The 14,655-nt window shown below is 71.3% G+C and carries 14 protein-coding genes; 7 read left to right on the forward strand and 7 right to left on the reverse strand.

The window, feature by feature from the left end:
• The first annotated feature begins 7 nt into the window (after nt 1-7).
• Nucleotides 8-322: a metal-sensitive transcriptional regulator gene (locus TTY48_RS18285; RefSeq protein ID WP_304941254.1), complete on the forward strand. Its 315-nt coding sequence runs from the start codon at nt 8-10 to the stop codon at nt 320-322.
• A gap of 155 nt (nt 323-477) precedes the next feature.
• Here the strand turns inward: TTY48_RS18285 and zapE are convergent, their stop codons facing one another.
• A complete protein-coding gene (gene zapE / locus TTY48_RS18290) occupies nt 478-1,503 on the reverse strand; it encodes a cell division protein ZapE (RefSeq protein WP_220659068.1) in 1,026 nt (341 codons plus the stop codon).
• Between the two features lie 56 nt (nt 1,504-1,559).
• On the opposite strand from zapE, the gene TTY48_RS18295 reads away from it, so the two are divergent.
• From TTY48_RS18295 to msrB, 4 genes are read left to right on the forward strand one after another with little or no spacing between them, the layout of a single operon-like run.
• Nucleotides 1,560-2,183, forward strand: coding sequence for a dihydrofolate reductase family protein (locus TTY48_RS18295; RefSeq protein WP_220659069.1), 624 nt, complete (start codon nt 1,560-1,562; stop codon nt 2,181-2,183).
• A gap of 36 nt (nt 2,184-2,219) precedes the next feature.
• Nucleotides 2,220-3,782: an alpha/beta hydrolase gene (locus TTY48_RS18300; RefSeq protein ID WP_220659070.1), complete on the forward strand. Its 1,563-nt coding sequence runs from the start codon at nt 2,220-2,222 to the stop codon at nt 3,780-3,782.
• Between the two features lie 26 nt (nt 3,783-3,808).
• Complete coding sequence (locus tag TTY48_RS18305) at nt 3,809-5,119, forward strand: glycosyltransferase family 87 protein (protein WP_255585815.1); 1,311 nt, start codon at nt 3,809-3,811, stop codon at nt 5,117-5,119.
• A gap of 9 nt (nt 5,120-5,128) precedes the next feature.
• A complete protein-coding gene (msrB, locus tag TTY48_RS18310; RefSeq protein WP_220659071.1) occupies nt 5,129-5,587 on the forward strand; it encodes a peptide-methionine (R)-S-oxide reductase MsrB in 459 nt (152 codons plus the stop codon).
• A 14-nt stretch (nt 5,588-5,601) separates the two neighbouring features.
• Here the strand turns inward: msrB and hemQ are convergent, their stop codons facing one another.
• The 3 genes from hemQ to hemE are packed head-to-tail and all read right to left on the reverse strand — an operon-like array spanning nt 5,602 to nt 8,682.
• A complete protein-coding gene (gene hemQ / locus TTY48_RS18315) occupies nt 5,602-6,303 on the reverse strand; it encodes a hydrogen peroxide-dependent heme synthase (RefSeq protein ID WP_220659072.1) in 702 nt (233 codons plus the stop codon).
• Between the two features lie 43 nt (nt 6,304-6,346).
• Nucleotides 6,347-7,612, reverse strand: coding sequence for a protoporphyrinogen oxidase (gene hemG / locus TTY48_RS18320; RefSeq protein WP_220659073.1), 1,266 nt, complete (start codon nt 7,610-7,612; stop codon nt 6,347-6,349).
• Nucleotides 7,609-8,682: a uroporphyrinogen decarboxylase gene (gene hemE, locus TTY48_RS18325; RefSeq protein ID WP_220659074.1), complete on the reverse strand. Its 1,074-nt coding sequence runs from the start codon at nt 8,680-8,682 to the stop codon at nt 7,609-7,611. The genes hemG and hemE overlap by 4 nt, the downstream gene beginning before the upstream one ends.
• A gap of 96 nt (nt 8,683-8,778) precedes the next feature.
• Here hemE and TTY48_RS18330 point away from each other — a divergent pair, with 96 nt between their 5' ends.
• Both TTY48_RS18330 and TTY48_RS18335 read left to right on the forward strand, forming a co-directional pair.
• The gene (locus TTY48_RS18330; RefSeq protein WP_220659075.1) at nt 8,779-9,399 is read left to right on the forward strand and encodes a DUF3000 domain-containing protein; all 621 of its coding nucleotides are present in this window, start codon (nt 8,779-8,781) and stop codon (nt 9,397-9,399) included.
• A gap of 9 nt (nt 9,400-9,408) precedes the next feature.
• Nucleotides 9,409-10,623 (forward strand): HRDC domain-containing protein, encoded by a 1,215-nt coding sequence (locus TTY48_RS18335; RefSeq protein WP_220659076.1) that lies wholly within the window; start codon nt 9,409-9,411, stop codon nt 10,621-10,623.
• A 30-nt stretch (nt 10,624-10,653) separates the two neighbouring features.
• Here the strand turns inward: TTY48_RS18335 and dxs are convergent, their stop codons facing one another.
• The 3 genes from dxs to TTY48_RS18350 form a co-directional block, all read right to left on the reverse strand.
• Nucleotides 10,654-12,684: a 1-deoxy-D-xylulose-5-phosphate synthase gene (gene dxs / locus TTY48_RS18340; protein WP_255585816.1), complete on the reverse strand. Its 2,031-nt coding sequence runs from the start codon at nt 12,682-12,684 to the stop codon at nt 10,654-10,656.
• Between the two features lie 63 nt (nt 12,685-12,747).
• The gene (locus TTY48_RS18345; protein WP_220659077.1) at nt 12,748-13,929 is read right to left on the reverse strand and encodes a class I SAM-dependent RNA methyltransferase; all 1,182 of its coding nucleotides are present in this window, start codon (nt 13,927-13,929) and stop codon (nt 12,748-12,750) included.
• A complete protein-coding gene (locus TTY48_RS18350; RefSeq protein WP_220659078.1) occupies nt 13,913-14,629 on the reverse strand; it encodes a DUF3159 domain-containing protein in 717 nt (238 codons plus the stop codon). Before TTY48_RS18350 ends, TTY48_RS18345 begins: the two co-directional genes overlap by 17 nt.
• Nucleotides 14,630-14,655 lie beyond the last annotated feature (26 nt).

Genomic DNA, 14,655 nt, shown 5'->3' on the forward strand with positions numbered 1-14,655 from the left:
TGGAACCATGACGACCACGGAAACCGGTCACGACCACGCGCACGGCTACATGTCCGACAAGGACGAGTACCTCAAGCGGCTTCGACGTATCGAGGGGCAGGCCCGCGGCCTGCAGCGGATGGTCGAAGAGGAGAAGTACTGCATCGACATCCTCACGCAGGTCTCCGCCATGACCAAGGCCCTGCAGGCCGTGGGCCTGGGACTGCTGGAAGATCACCTGAGCCACTGCGTGGTGGACGCCGCCCGCTCGGGCGACGAGGCGGAGACCGCCGCGAAGATCAAGGAGGCGTCGGCCGCGATCGCGCGGTTCTCGCGCTCCTGATCGGCATCGTCGACAATCCGCTTCCCGGAATCCGCGACATACCGTACAGTAACTTCTCGTCAGCGATGTGAGCTGCGTCTCACTTCACCGACACCCTCACCCTTGGACACCCGCCCGGCCCACAAGACCCCGGGCGGGTTTCCGCTTTCTGCGCGCTAGCTCGCGTCGGCCGAGGCGAAACGCGACAGCGCCAGCAGGCGCGACGTGGCGCGCAGATACTTCTTGCGGTAGCCGCCGGCCACCATCTCCGGAGTGAAGATCTCGTCGAGCTTCGCGCCCGAGACGAGCACCGGGATGCCCGCGTCGTACAGGCGGTCGGCGAGCACCACGATGCGCAGCGCCACCGTCTGGTTGTCGGCCGGGTGCACGCCGCTGATGCACACCTTGGAAATGCCCTCCACCAGCTGCTTGTACTTCGACGGGTGCAGCTTCGACAGGTGCTCGGACAGCGCATCGAAGGTGTCCAGGGTGGCGGTCGGATCGGCCTCGGCGATCGCGACGAGCTCCTCGTCCGACAGCGGATCGGGCGCGGGCGGCAGGTCGCGGTGCCGGTAATCGGGCCCATCGACCCGCACCGACTGGAAGACCGCGCTCAGCTTGCTGATCTCACGCATGAAGTCCTGCGCCGCGAAGCGCCCCTCGCCGAGCTGTCCCGGCAGCGTGTTGGACGTGGCGACGATCGACACACCCCGCGAAGCGAGCTCGGTGAGCAGCCGCGACATGACCATCGTGTCGCCGGGATCGTCGAGTTCGAACTCGTCGATGCAGAGCACGCTGTGGTTCGACAGGTACTCGACGCACTGGTTGAAGCCGAGCGCGCCCACGAGGTGGGTGTACTCGACGAAGGTGCCGAAGGCCTTGGGCGCGGGCACGCTGTGGAAGATCGAGGCCAGCAGGTGGGTCTTGCCCACGCCGAATCCGCCGTCGAGGTAGAGGCCCACACCGTGCGGCGGGGTGCTCTTGCGGCCGAACAGGCCCTTCTTGTTCCGCTGCTTGGTCAGCTTGTTCACGTCGGCGACGAAGTCGCGGGCGCTCTGCACCGCCGCGGCCTGGCTCGGCTCGTTGGGATCCGGGATGTAGCTGTCGAAGCTGACCTCGCTGAACATCTCCGGCGGCACCAGCTGCTCGACCATCTGCTCCGGCGTCACCGTCGGTGTGCGATCCACGAGATGCAACGTCATGCGGTGAACTTTATCCGCAGGTCACTCGCCCGGTCACCTCGGCTACCGTCGATGTGGTGACCGCGCTGCTGCCGCCCCCGCTTCCCGAGGATCCCGAGGCGCTCGCCGCGCTGTACCGCCACCCCGACGACGGCGACCGGCCGTACGTGCGCGCCAACATGATCACCTCGCTCGACGGTGCCGCCACGGCCGGCGGACGGTCGGGATCGCTCGGCGGTCCCGGGGATCGCCGCGTCTTCCAAGCGCTCCGCGCCGCCGCCGATGTGGTCCTGGTGGGCGCGGCGACGGTGCGCGACGAGGACTACGGAACCCCACCCCATCCCGCGCTCGCCGTGATCACCCGCGGCGAACTGGAACGGACTCCACGCCTCTACCCGGACGGCGGCCCGGAACCGATCGTCTACTCCGGGCACGGCGATTCGGTCGATCTCCGCGAGGTCCTCGCGGACCTGCAGCGCCGCGGCCTGCGCCGCGTGCTGGCCGAGGGCGGGCCCGGGGTTCTGGGTGCGCTGCTCGCCCAGGACCTCGTCGACGAGCTGTGCCTCACCGTCGCACCCCGCGTGGTCGGCGGTCACGGCGGCCGGATCGTCTCCGGCCCCGATCTCGCCACCGACCGCTGGAAGCCCGCGCACGCGCTCGCCGACGACGAGGGCTTCCTCTACACACGCTGGCTGCGCTGACCCGGGCACGCGGCGAACGTCGCTAGGGTGAAGACCATGCCTCAGCCGCGTACCGTGCGACCGCTCACCGTCGGCGCCGCCCTCGTCGCGGTCGCCGTGGCGGTCGCGGGATGCGCACCGTCGCCCGCACCATCGCCCGGATACGTCACGGACTTCGGGTCCGGCGGCGGGGGCGGCGCACCGTCGAGCTCGGCCAACCCGGTGGATGCGGCCCCGCAGTGGCGCGCGCCCCAGAACGATCCGATCTCCTGGCAGGACTGCACCGACCAGCTCGCCGCCCGCTACAACGCACCCGCCGCCGGCAACGCGACCTTGCAGTGCGGCTCGCTCACCGTGGCGCTGGGCCAATCGCAGGCGCCCCTGCGCGTCGCGCTGACCCGCGCCGTGGTGCCCGGTACCCCCGCGACCGCACCCCCATTGGTGATGGTCGGCGGCACCGAGTTCACCAGCCAACGGGCGCTCACCACGCTCGCCGCGGGCGAAGCGCCGCTGCTCGCCACCCGCCCGGTGGTCGCGATCGACCGCCGCGGTCTCGGCGGATCTGCCCCACTGACCTGCCGGACCGCGGAACAGCGATCCGTCTTCCGCTCCGGAGGTGGTCCCGCCGACCCTCTCGACGAGCGCGTGGCCGCGATCAGCCGGGCGTCGACGGAGGCCGCGACCCTCTGCGGCGACGCCTACCCCGCGACGCTCACCGAGTACACGGCCGCGGGCGCCGCCGACGATCTGGAGGCCTTGCGCAGCGCGTGGCGCGTCCCCGCGCTGGCGCTGCTCGCCGTCGGAGACGGGTCCACCACGGCACTGGCGTACGCCGCGAAGCATCCGAAGCAGGTGGCGCGCTTGGCCCTCGACTCCCCCGTCCGGTACTCCGCGCCCGAGGCCGCGCGGGCCGAGGACGCCGCGAAGGGCACCAGCGCCACGCTGCAGGCGCTGGCGAGCCAGTGCGGGCCGGCATGCGCCCTGGGACCGGACCCCACCGGGGCGATCCGCGATGTCGTCGACCGCGCCGCCGCGGGCCGGTTGGCGCCGTTCACCGACACCGATGTCCGGCGCGCGGTGATCACCACCCTCGGCATCGGCGCCGGCGACCGTGACGCCCGCATCGCCGCCCTCGCGCCGGCTCTCCAGGCCGCCCGCACCGGCGACCCCGCACCGCTGCGCGCCATCCTGCGCACCGCGGACGAGGCCCTCGGCAGCGACGGCCAGTTCGTGGGCCGCTGCTCCGACGCCGCGCAGAAGGCCTCACCCGACCAGGCCAAGGCCAACGCCGAGAAATGGGGCCCGCAGTACCGGCTGGGCGCCGCGTCCGCGCTGACCCTCGCGGACTGCACGTCCTGGCCCTCGATGCCGGAGCCGCCGGCCCTGACGCCGCTGTCGGTGCGGTCGCTGGTGGCCACCGCGGCCGCCGACCCCCTCACCTCCCGTGACGCGCTGGAGACACTCAACGGACAGCTCACGGTGGCGGGCGCCCAACCCGCCGCCGTCACCTGGGGCGGTATCGGCGACGGTGCCGTGGTCCGGTCGGCCTGCGTCCAGAACGCGCTCGTCGCCTACCTGGACCGCCTCGAGGCGCCGAGCACCCGGGCCTGCCCCGCCTGAGCCCGCCGGTTCGGTACGGTCTATCCGTGCCAGTAGCTCTCGCCCGGATGAAGTCCGACCCCGTCCTCGTCATCAAGTGGATCCTGTGGCCGCTCGCCATCCTGACGCTGCTGCAACGACTCATCGTGCTGGTGCCGAACCGCGCCAAGACCGACGACTTCACCACGGTGTACACGGCCGCGGTGCGATTCCTGCGGCACGAGCCGGTGTACGTGGAGAACTACGACACCGTCGATCCGCACTACCTCTACGCCCCGTCGGGCACGCTGCTGATGGCACCCTTCGGCTACTTCGACCCGGAGACCGCGCGGAACATCTTCGTGGCGCTGAGCACGATCGCGCTGCTGGTGGCGCTCTACGTGATGCTGCGGATGTTCGGCTACGGCCTGAACTCGGCCGTCACGCCCGCCGTGCTGTTCTTCGCCGTGACCACCGAGGCCGTCACGAACACCCTCGTGTACACGAACTTCAACCTGTTCCTGCTGCTCGCCGAGGTCGTCGCCATGGCGCTGCTGCTCAAGCGCAAGGACCTGTGGGCGGGCATCCCGCTGGGCCTGTCCTTCGCGGTGAAACCCCTGCTGGCGGTGTTCCTGCTCCTGATCATCCTGAACCGGCAGTGGAAGGCCCTGATCACCGCGATCGGCGTCCCCATCGTGTTGATGGGTATCGGGTGGGCCCTCGCAGCGGATCCGAAGAGCTACATCGATCGCACCATGCCCTACCTCGGCGTGGCGCGGGACTACTACAACAGCTCGATCAGCGGGAACGCCATGTACTTCGGGCTCCCCGACTGGCTGACCTTCCTGCTCAAGGCCGCCGTGCTGATCATGGCCGCCGTCTCCGTGTACCTGCTGTACCGGTACTACCGCAGCAGCAACGAGCTCCTGTGGTGGTCCACCTCCGCCGGCGTGCTCATGACCGCGATGTGGCTGGTCGGCTCGCTCGGCCAGGGCTACTACTCGATGCTGCTGTTCCCGATGCTGATGACGATCGTCTACCGCAGTTCGGTGGTGGCGAACTGGCCGGCGTGGCTCGCCGTCTACGGCTTCCTCAGTTACGACTTCTGGCTGTCCGGAAAATGGCTGGCGCTGGGCCGCAGCCTGGCCTATCTCAAGTGCACGCTCGGCTGGACCCTGCTCATCGTGGTCACGTTCTGCGTGCTGGTCTACCGCTACCTCGACGCCCGCGCCGAGGGCCGGCTGGAGTACGGCATCGACCGTCCGCTCCCGCCGGACGAGGAGCCCGGTCGGCACGAACGCATCGAGCCGGTAGCCGTTGCGCCGCAGGCGGAGCCCGACGGTGACGGACCGGTGGCACCCGACGGCGCACGCGGTTAGCGTGGAGGGATGAGCACCTCCTCGGAGACTTCCGATTCGACTCCCCGCCCCAAGCTGGAACTCACCGATTCCGAATGGCGCAAGCGCCTGACCGCACCCGAGTACCGGGTGCTGCGCCAGGCCGGCACCGAGGCACCGTTCACGGGCGAGTACACCGACACCAAGACCACGGGCGTGTACCGCTGCCGTGCCTGTAATGCGGAACTCTTCCGCTCGGACGCGAAGTTCGACTCGCACTGCGGGTGGCCGTCGTTCTTCAGCCCGCTCGCCGGAGACGCGATCATCGAGCGGGAGGACACCTCGCTCGGGATGCGCCGGGTCGAGGTGCTGTGCGCCAACTGCGGCAGCCACCTGGGCCACGTCTTCGAGGGCGAGGGTTACGGCACCCCCACGGACCTGCGCTACTGCATCAACTCGATCAGCATGCGACTCGAACCCGACTCGGGGACCGCCGACAGCGACGCCTGAGCCGGGCGCCGCCCTCAGGGCAGGGCGTTGATGAGATCGCGCACCTGCACGCGCGGTCCGGAGAAGAAGGGCGTCTCCTCGCGGGTATGGCGGCGGGCGTCGGTGGCCCGCAGGTCGCGCATGAGGTCGACGATGCGGTACATCTCCGGCGCCTCGAAGGCCAACAACCATTCGTAGTCGCCCAGCGCGAACGCGGGGACCGTGTTCGCGCGGACATCGGGGTAGCCCCGCGCCGCTCGGCCGTGATCGGCCAGCATCTTGCGCCGCTCCTCGTCGGGCAGCAGGTACCACTCGAGGCTGCGCACGAACGGGTACACGCAGATGTTCGCGCCCGGCTCCTCACCCGCGAGGAACGCCGGGATGTGGCTCTTGTTGAACTCCGCGGGGCGATGCAGCGCGGTCGAGGACCACACGGGGTCGCTGGCGCGGCCGAGCGCGGTGGTGCGCCGGAAGTCGTTGTAGGCGGCCTGCAGATCCTCGAGCTTCTCCGCGTGCCACCAGATCATGAAGTCGGCATCGGCCCGCATGCCGGCCACGTTGTACACGCCGCGCACCACGAGATCGCCCTGCTGGATGCGCTCGAAGAAGGCCTCCGCCTCGGTGGCCGCCGCATCGCGCGCGGCCTCGTCGCCCAGCTCGCCCGGACTGATCGAGAAGACCGAGAACATCAGGTAGCGGACGGTCGAATTCAGCTCTGCGTAATCCAGTTTGGCCACGTCACCCATCCTGCCACGCGGCTCGCTCCAAGCGCCGCGTGGGCTAGGACAGATGCTCGAGGACGCGCTTGACGGCCGCTTCGGCGCGGGCGATGCAGGCGGGCACGCCGACACCGTCGAAGTAGGCGCCGGCGAGCACCATTCCGGCGGGCGTAGCCGCCTCGATCGCGGCCAGGATGTCGCGGTGCCCGGGCAGGTACACCGGGATGCCCTCGTACCACCGCTGCACGTGGACCGCCGTCGGTTCCGCGGTGACGCCCAGCACGGTCGCCAGATCGTCCCGCGCCGCGGCGATGAGCCCACCGTCGAGGTCGTCGACGATCCGGCTGACGCCGAGCCTGCCGTAGGACAGCCGCACGGCACCGTCGGGGATGTGGTCCCACTTGCGACCCGACAGCGTGATCGCCTTCGCACTCACCTGCTCGCGGCTGGCCACCAGCACGCCCGACAGATCGGGTAGCGGCGTGTCGTCGGGTAGGCGCAGCGTGACCAGTGCCGAACTCGCGGCGGGGATCTGGGCAACCGCGGCACCGAGCTCCGGGTAGTACCCGGACACCAGGCGACCCACCTGCGGCGCGGGAACGGCGAGCACCACCGCATCGAACATCGACCCGCGCAGGTTCCACTGCGGGCGCACCTCGGGCACCGGTGCGCCCAGCATGATCCGGTCGCCGAGGCGCTCGGACAGCGCGTCCAGCAGTTGCTGGTAGCCGCCGCGGAAAGTGCCGAAGATCGGTGCATCATTCGGTTCGCCGAGCGCATCGCGGACCGCGGTGCCCAGGGAGTCCGCGCCCGCGTCGAGCCGTTCCGCCAGCGCGGGCAGCGCGGCCCGCACCGAGACGTCGTCGGCGTGCGCGGCGAAGACGCCCGCGACCATCGGATCGACGCTGCGCTCGACCACCTCGTCACCGAGGCGCGAGCGCACCAGATCGCCGATCGAGACGTCGACACCTCGCCGCCAGCTCATCGGCAGCCGCACCTCGTCGGCATCGCTCGGAAGGCCCATCAGGGTGCGACCGAAGTGGCCGCGGAGCGCTCCGTCGGAGTACAGGGCCGGACGGCGTCCGGCGGGCGTGACCACCTCGTCGGCGAGGCCGAGTTCCGCGGCCAGATCGAGCACCTCGGGGCGGCGCTGGACGAAGGCCTCCGCGCCCACGTCGAGACGGACATCGCCGACCGTCTCCGAGCGCAGCTTCCCGCCCACCCGGTTCCCGGATTCGAACACCGTGACGCGCGCCCCGGCCTGCTCCAGGCGGAGGGCTGCGACCAGTCCTGAGATTCCCGCCCCGACGACGGCCACATTGCTCATAGGGAGTGCACCAATTCGACGACGCGCGTGAGAACCTCGGGATCGGTCGACGGCAGCACGCCGTGACCGAGGTTGAAGACGTGGCCGGTGGCGCCCGCGGTGAGGGCCGCATCGGCCTCCGCGCAGACCCGGCGCACCTGGGCGTCGACGGTCTCCCAGGACGCGGCGAGCGTGGCCGGATCCAGGTTGCCCTGCAGTGCCTTACCGGGGCCGACGCGGCGCGCGGCCTCGTCGAGCGGGACGCGCCAGTCGACGCCGACGACGTCGGCGCCGGCTTCGCCCATCGCCCCCAGCAGCTCGCCCGTTCCCACCCCGAAGTGGAAGCCGGGGAGCGCGGCGTTCGTCTCGCGCAGGGCGGCGAAGACCCGGGCGGAATGCGGCAGCACGTACTCGCGGTAGTCCGCCAGCGACAGCGCGCCGGCCCACGAGTCGAACAGCTGGAAGGCCTGCACCCCGGCGTCGGCCTGCACCCGCAGGAAGGTGATCGCGATATCGGCGAGCGCGCCCAGGAGCGCGTGCCAGGTGGTGGGATCGGTGTACATCAACGCCTTGGTGCGCTCGTGGTTGCGGCTCGGGCCGCCCTCCACGAGGTACGAGGCCAACGTGAACGGGGCCCCGGCGAAGCCGATCAGCGCCACTCCGGCCGGCAGCTCGGCACGCAGGCTGCGCACCGCCTCCGCGACGGGCTCGACCTGTTCCGCGCCGAGCGAGGGCATCGCGGCCACCGCTGCGGCGTCCCGGACGGGCTGCTCGATCACTGGACCGATACCGCTCACGATGTCCAGGTCGATTCCAGCCGCCTTAAGCGGAACCACGATGTCCGAGAAAAGGATCGCGGCATCGGTGTGATGGCGGCGCACCGGTTGCAGCGTGATCTCGGTGACCAGATCCGGCATGAAGCACGACTGCAACATGCCGACACCCTCACGCACCTTCCGGTACTCGGGCAGAGACCGGCCTGCCTGCCGCATGAACCACACCGGACGCCGCGACGGGCGCTCTCCGGCCGCGGCGGCGAGCAGCGGATACGAGGGGCCGGCGTCCACCGCCGGCGCGAGATTCTCACTCATCGCCATCGATCATGTCACGCCCGCGCGCCGCCGGTGCCCTGCGCCTGCGGCGCGCCTCCCGCCCGGGTCGCGGGTGAGCGGCTACCGTCACGATTTGTGAGTCAACCAGGAGCGGGAGAGAACGGCGCCGAGATCGGCGCCGGACAACGCAGTGCCGATCCGGCCCCCTTCCGGGAGGCCGTCGATTCGATGCACACCGCCGCGGTTCGGCCCGAGATCGAGATCGGCAGTATCCGTCCGCCACAGCGGCTGGCGCCGTACAGCTACGCGCTCGGCGCCGAGGTGCGCTCCCCCGAGTCCGACGTGGTCCCCGAGCATTCCGACGGCGAGACCTTCGGCCGCCTGATCCTGCTCTACGATCCCCACGGTCACGAGGCCTGGAACGGCCTGATGCGCCTCGTCGCGTACGTGCAGTCCGATGTCGACGAGACGCTCGCCTCCGATCCGCTGCTGCCCGAGGTGGCGTGGAGCTGGCTGACCGACGCACTCGCCGAACGCGGGCAGGAGGTGACCGCCCTCGGCGGCACCGTGACCGCCACCTCGTCGGTGCGGTACGGCGACATCGCGGGTCCGCCCCGCGCGCACCAACTGGAACTCCGTGCGTCCTGGACGCCGCTCGCACCCGATCTCGCGGGCCACGTCGAGGCCTTCTGCTCGGTCCTGGAGATGGCCGCCGGCCTCCCGCCGGCCGGCATCACCAGGCTCGGCTCGGTCTAGGGTCCGCCCGTGGCGAAGGCCGCTCAGGAACCGGTCCCCGGAATCCCGCTCACCGAGCCCGCCGAGGGCGTTCCCGATCCGCTCACCACGGTCGAGGAGTTCGCGGAATGCGCCGCCGCGCTGCGCCGTGGCACCGGCCCCGTGGCACTCGACACCGAGCGGGCGTCCGGGTTCACGTACTCCTCCCGCGCCTACCTGATCCAGATCAAGCGCACCGGCTCCGGGCTCTTCCTCCTCGATCCGATCCACGAGCCCGAGGGGCTGGCACCGGTGATCGACGCGCTGCGGAACGTCGAGTGGGTGCTGCACGCCGCCGATCAGGACCTCCCATGCCTGCGCGACGACGGCTTCCTCTGCGATGCCCTGTTCGATACCGAGCTGGCCGGGCGGCTCCTGGGCGAACCGCGGGTGAACCTGGCGGCGATGACCTCCGAGTTCACGGGCTACGCCCTGGCCAAGGGGCACGGCGCCGCCGACTGGAGCACCCGCCCGCTCCCCCACGATTGGCTCAACTACGCGGCCCTCGACGTGGAGCTGCTCGTGGACCTGCGCGATGAGGCGTACGAGCGCCTGGACGCCGCGGGGAAGCTCGAATGGGCGCTCGAGGAGTTCGAGTACGCCCGCACCCGCCCCGATCCCGCACCGAAGCCGGACCCGTGGCGGCGACTGTCCGGTCTGAGCACGCTGCGCACCCGACGCCAACTCGGACGGGCACGCGAGCTCTGGCTGGCGCGCGACGAGATGGCCGAACAGCGCAACGTGGCGCCGGGACGCACCCTGCCGGATGCGGCGATCATCAACGCAGCCTCCAAGAACCCCACCACGGAATCCGAGCTCACCGCGCTGCCGGTGTTCGGCGGCCCGCGGATGCGGCGCACCGCCAAGCGCTGGGTCGGGGCGATCAACCGCGCCAACGCGCTGTCCGATGCGCAGCTCCCCCCGCTGCACGGTCCCCGGACCGGGGTGCCCGCGAACAACCGCTGGGCGAAGTCGAACCCGGAGGCCGCCGAGCGGCTGGCCCGCGTGCGGGCCGCGCTCGCCGAGATCTCCGAGCAGGTCGAGGTGCCCGTGGAGAATCTGCTCCCGACCGACGCTGTGCGTCAGCTGTGTTGGGACGACAAGGCGCACGGCACCGCCGAGATCGATACGGCGCTGGCCGCCTCGGGCGCACGCACGTGGCAGCGCCAGCTGACCGTGGCCGCAGTCGCCGCTGCGCTCGACTGACCGCGAACCGCGGTCGCGCTCGACTGACCGCTAGCCGCGGGCCCGCCCGGCCACCGGCACCTCGGCATTCGACGACGCCGCATTCTCCGGCGCCGCGCTGTCCGCCGCAGTCGCGGAAGCCGAGTTCTTCGACGCGGTGTTCTTCGACGCGGTGTTCTTCGATGCGCTGGCCTGCGGGACCGCCGTGGGCGTGCACGCGGTGACCCACCCGGTGATGCGGAACGCGATCTCCGACGGGGTCAGCCCCAGCTCCTTGAGGAGCTCACCGCGCGAGCCGTGGTCGAGGAAGCGCTGTTCGATGCCCAGCACCCGGGTGGGCACATCGACCTCGGCACGCTGCAGCGCGGCGGTGACCGCGGCACCGATACCGCCGGCCACGCCGCTGTCCTCCAGGGTCACCACCAGCTGGTGCGCGCGGGCCAGGTCCACGATCGAACCCGGGACGGGCAGCACCCAGCGGGGATCGACGACGGTGGCCGCGATGCCCTGATCGCGCAGGCGGGCGGCCACGTCGACCGCGGTGTGCGCGAAGGCGCCCACGGCCACGATCAGCACGTCGGCGGCGCCGTCGCCGACCAGCACGTCGACCCCGTCGTCCAGGCGGCGCACGGCGTCGAGATCGGCGGGCACCGCGCCCTTGCCGTACCGGATCAGCGTGGGAGCGTCGTCGACGTCGAGCGCCTCGGCGAACTCCTCCCGGAGCCGGGTGGCATCGCGCGGGACCGCGGCGCGCAGGCCGGGAACGATGGCCGCGAGCGACAGGTCCCACATGCCGTGGTGGCTGGCGCCATCGGGGCCGGTGACCCCGGAGCGGTCGAGGACCACCGTGACGCCCTGCTTGAGCAGCGCGACGTCCATCAGCAACTGGTCGAAGGCGCGATTGAGGAAGGTCGAGTACAGCGCGACCACGGGGTGGATGCCGCCGAGCGCGAGACCGGCGGCCGAGGTGAGCGCGTGCTGCTCGGCGATGCCCACGTCGTACATCCGCTCGGGGAACTTGCGGCCGAAATCGGCCACGCCCGTCGGCTCGGCCATCGCACCGGTGATCGCGACCACGTCGGGACGGCGCTCCCCCTGGCTGATGAGTTCCTCGGAGAAGACCGAGGTCCAGTCAGCGCCGCCGCCACCGCCCACGGGCAGACCGGTGACGGGGTCGATCACGCCGATGCCGTGCATCTGATCGGCCTCGTCGTTCTCGGCGTGCTCATAACCGTTGCCCTTGCGGGTGATCACGTGCACCACCACGGGACCGCCGAAGTCGCGGGCGCGGCGCAGCGCCTCCTCGACGGCCGCCTCGTCGTGCCCGTCGATCGGGCCGAGGTACTTCAGGCCGAGGTCCGCGAACAGTGCCTGCGGGCTGAGCATGTCCTTGATGCCGGCCTTCATGCCGTGCAGCACGGAGTACAGCGGCTCGCCGACCACCGGCGTGCTGCGCAGCCGCTGGCGCGCCTCGCCCAGTAGCTTCTCGTACTCGGGCTGGGTGCGCAGGCCCGACAGGTGGGTCGCGAGACCACCGATGGTGGGCGCGTACGAGCGGCCGTTGTCGTTGACCACCACCACCACGGGCCGGTCGGATGCGGCGATGTTGTTGAGCGCCTCCCAGCACATGCCGCCGGTGAGGGCGCCGTCGCCGACCACCGCGACCACGGTGCGCTGCTCGCCCTTGAGCTCGAAGGCCTTCGCCAGACCGTCGGCGTAGCTCAGCGACGCCGAGGCGTGCGAGGACTCGACCCAGTCGTGCTCGGACTCGCTGCGGCACGGGTAGCCGGACAGTCCGCCGGCCTGGCGCAGCGTGTCGAATTCGTCGCGGCGGCCGGTCACGATCTTGTGTACGTAGGCCTGGTGGCCCGTGTCGAAGATCACCGGGTCCACCGGCGAGGAGAAGACGCGATGGATCGCGAGCGTGAGCTCGACCACGCCGAGGTTGGGGCCGAGGTGGCCGCCCGTGGCGGCGACCTTCTCGACGAGGAAGGCACGGATCTCCGACGCCAACTGGGACAGCTGCGCCTGGTCCAACCGACGCAGGTCCTGCGGGGACTCGATGGTGCTGAGCAGATTCATACCGCCGTGCCGCTCCTTCCGATATCCCTCGTGTTTACACCGCAAACGAACGCTCCGGCCAGTTTACGGCGCACTGCCGGTGGTGAGCACCGCGAGGCACTCGAGATGGTGGGTGCCGGGAAAGGCGTCGACGGCGACGGCCTCGCGCACCGCGTACCCGGCGTCCCGGAAGAGCGCCAGGTCACGGGCGAAGGCGGCCGGGTCGCAGCCCACGTGGATCACGGCCCGCGGGGCGGCGGTGGCGATGGCCGCGATCACGGCCTTGCCCGCACCCGAGCGCGGCGGATCGAGCACCACGAGCCCGGGTGCCCGCAGCCGGCCGACGGTCCGCGCGACGTCGCCGCGATGGAAGCGGACCCGGGAACCGTCGAGCGCGTCGCGGCCGGCGGCGATCGCCTCGCGGGCGGTCTCGACCACGTCCACCGTGAGTCCACGCTCGGCGAGCACGGCCGCGAAGACACCCGCGCCGCCGTACAGGTCCCATGCACGCGCGCCCGCGTCGACGGTGCCGTCGGCGAGCAGGTCGGCGGTCCAGCGGTCGACCAGCGCGCTGTAGTGGGCGGCGGCGTCGCGGTGCGCCTGCCAGAAGGAGCCGGCGGGAAGGCGCCACGCCGTCCCGCCGATCCGGTAGTCGGCCATGCCGGTGCCGTCGAGCACGGTGCCGCCCGCCACGGCGTGCCGCGCACCGTCGTCGTCGAGCACGACGGCCACCTCGTCGCCGGGCGTGGCGCGCAGCCCCTCGGTGAGGCCGGTGGGGAGCTGGGCGCAGCCGGAGGCGTCGACGAGGTCGTGGCTGCGTGCGCCGCGCCAGCCGAGGGTGCCGTCGGCGGCGGCGTGCAGCCGGGCGCGGTGGCGCCAGCCGGTGGTGAGGCCGGGAGTGATCTCGCCGACGGTGGGCGCGAGCTCACCGGGGGCGAACCGGCCGAACCGGACCAGGAGGTCGGCGAGGACCTCGGTCTTCCAGGTGCGCTGGTACTCCGGTGTGGCGATGGTGAGGTCGCAGCAGCCGGCACCCGCGGCGGCCGCCGGACAGCTCTCGGGCACGCGGTGCGCCGACGCCGTGCGGACCTCGACGGTGCTCGCTCGGGCGTAGGACTTCTTCACCTCGGTGATCCGGGCGCGAACGGTCTCCCCGGGGAGCGCGCCGCGCACGAAGACCGCCTGCCCGTCGTGCCGGGCGACCGCGATGCCGCCGTGGCCGGGCGACTGCGGGCTCAGCTCGACGACGTCATTCGGAGTCAGCATGGGTGAGTTTCCGCGCCACGACGAAGGTCACGAGCAGCCCGAGGGCGAACATCGGCCACCCCATGGCGATGCGGGCGACGCCGAGCCAGTTCACGTCGTCGTTGAGATACAGGACGAGCTGCACCACGAAGCGCACGGTGAACATCGCGATCCACAGCACCGTGAGCCACACGAAGCCGCGGTACTGGCGACGATCGGCGCGCCAGTCGTGGCCGCCGTCGACCGCCTGCTTGGAACGCTCGTCGAACAGGTGCCACAGCACGCCCACGAGGGGCCACCGGACCACGATCGAGACGGCGAAGACCACCGCGAAGACGGCCTGCATCACGATCCCGTACAGGTAGTAGCCCCTGCCGCTGCCGCCCACCAGCAGGGCGATCGCCACGCACACCGCCACCCCGAAGAAACCGGAGATCGCGGGCTGGATCGAGGTGCGGGTGGCGAGCCGGATCACCATCACGACCGCGGCCACGGCGAGCGCGGCGATCACGCCGCCCTTGAGGCCCCACACGGCGTTCGCGGGGACGAAGGCGGCCACGGGCAGCGCCGAGTACACCAGGCCCTGCCAGCCGCCCATCTGATCGAGCACCTGGTCCCGAATCGAGGGCTCGGCGGCCTCGGGCGCAGCGGCCGCTCCATCGGGGGTCGCGTTCGCCTCGATCGCGGGTTCTCCGCCGTCCCGTCCAGCACCATCCGTCACCCGGCCAGCGTACTGGCATGCTCATC

Origin of the sequence: Tsukamurella sp. TY48 (genome assembly GCF_019656655.1) — a bacterium.
Lineage (GTDB): Bacteria > Actinomycetota > Actinomycetes > Mycobacteriales > Mycobacteriaceae > Tsukamurella > Tsukamurella strandjordii.